Genomic DNA, 1,795 nt, shown 5'->3' with positions numbered 1-1,795 from the left:
TGGACGTCCCACTGTTCACGCTGCTGTTGCTGCTGGCACTGCTCACCGGCGTGCTGGTGGGTCTGCTGCCGGCGCTGCGTGCCGCGCGCCAGGAGCCTGCGCTGCAGGTGAAAACGCTTTGAACGGGAGCACCGCATGAATCCCCTGTTTTCGCCGTTGCGCCGTCACCCGCTGATGCCCTGGCTGATCGTGCTGCAGATCGCGGTGGCCTGCGCGATCCTGTGCAACACCCTGTTCCTGCTCGCGCAGCAGGTCGCCCCGCTGCTCACCGACGATGGTATCGCCCGCGATGAAGTGGTCATCGTCGACCAGCTGGTCAACGGAGGTGGGAACTGGAGCGCGGCACAGGCCCGCAGCGGGGCCGAAGCGCTGGCCCGCATTCCCGGGGTGGAGCGCGCCTCGGCGGTGGTGGGTGCCCCCATGCGGCAGACCCTGACCATGGTCTACGACCTCAAGTCCGCCAACAGCCCCACCCTGGTGGTCAGCGGCTTCCTCGGCGAGAAACTCATCGACACCCTGGGCCTGCAGCTCAGTGCCGGCCGTGATTTCCTTGCCGACGAATACCGCGACCTGCAACTGGAGGGCAACGACGACAGCACCACCACGCCGGTCATCCTCACCCAGGCGCTGGCGCGCAGCCTGTTCGGCAGCGACAACCCGGTCGGCCAGTCGTTTACGGGCGGCGATGGCAGCGGCCACTACGTGGTGGTGGGCGTGGTCGCGCACCTGATGCGCTACCAGCTGACCGAGCTGGATGATGGCAAAGCCGAGTACGCGATGCTGCTGCCGCGCCGGCCTGGCGGCCTGCCGCTGCTCAGCTTCGTCATCCGCAGCGACGCCCGGCAGCGCGAGGCCGTGCTCAAGGCCGTGCCCGGCGTGTTGCAGGCCACCTTCGCCGGGCAGATCGCCACCGGGTTTGAACCGCTCGTCGCCGACTACGAACACCTGCGCGAGGCCGGCCTGCGCTCGCGTCGTGCCGCGGTCTGGCTGCTGCTCACCGTCAATGCGGTGGTGGCGGCCATCACCGCGATCGGCATCGCCAGCCTGAGCGGCTACTGGATCCAGCAGCGCACCCGCCAGATCGGTATCCGCCGGGCGCTCGGTGCCCGCCGTGGCCAGATCCTGCGCCAGTTCCTGGCCGAAAATCTGCTGCTGACCAGCGCCGGGGTGTTCGCCGGCGGAGTGTTGGCGCTGCTGGTCAACCAGTGGCTGATGCATCACTACGAGCTGCCCCGATTGCCGCTGGTCTACCTGTCCATCGCCGCGCTGTTGCTGGTGCTGCTGGGTCAGCTGGCGGTGGCCGCACCGGCGCGGCGGGCCGCCCGACTCCCCCCTGCCAGCGCCACGCGCAGCGTGTAATGTGCGGATGCGCCCGAACCCAGCCTTCCAAGACAGCCGATGCCGCAGATCCTGATCATTGACGACAACGCCGCCGTGGCCACCGCACTGGACGTGCTGTTCTCCCTGCACGACATCGACACCCGCCACGCCAGCGCGCCGGAACAGGGACTGGCGATGCTGGCCGAGCAGGAGTTCGACCTGGTGCTGCAGGACATGAACTTCACCGCCGACACCACCTCCGGCGAGGAAGGCCAGGCGCTGTTCCGTGCCATCCGCGATGCGCATCCGGACCTGCCGGTGATCCTGCTCACCGCCTGGACCCATCTGGACAGCGCGGTGGAGCTGGTCAAGGCCGGCGCCGCCGACTATCTGGCCAAACCGTGGGACGACGGCCGCCTGCTGACCACGGTCAACAACCTGCTGGAGCTGGCCGAGACCCGCCGCGAGCTGGCTC

The 1,795-nt window shown here is 68.7% G+C and carries 2 protein-coding genes; both read left to right on the top strand.

Annotated features, from left to right (window positions below):
• Positions 1-135 precede the first annotated feature (135 nt).
• Positions 136-1,359 carry an ABC transporter permease gene (locus JCM9942_RS15085; RefSeq protein WP_054660660.1) on the top strand — a complete coding sequence of 408 codons (1,224 nt, stop codon included), beginning with the start codon at positions 136-138 and terminating at the stop codon, positions 1,357-1,359.
• 39 nt (positions 1,360-1,398) lie between these two features.
• On the top strand, positions 1,399-1,795 hold a 397-nt coding region (locus JCM9942_RS15080; protein ID WP_157722967.1), incomplete at its 3' end, for a response regulator.

The organism is Stenotrophomonas pictorum JCM 9942, assembly GCF_001310775.1.
Taxonomy (GTDB): Bacteria; Pseudomonadota; Gammaproteobacteria; order Xanthomonadales; family Xanthomonadaceae; genus Stenotrophomonas; species Stenotrophomonas pictorum.
This window is presented reverse-complemented; position numbering and strand designations above follow the sequence as displayed.

What these genes read in the sequence shown, in the direction of transcription:
- JCM9942_RS15085 (WP_054660660.1), top strand. Translation starts at nt 136, where the DNA reads ATGAATCCCCTGTTTTCGCCGTTGCGCCGTCACCCGCTGATGCCCTGG.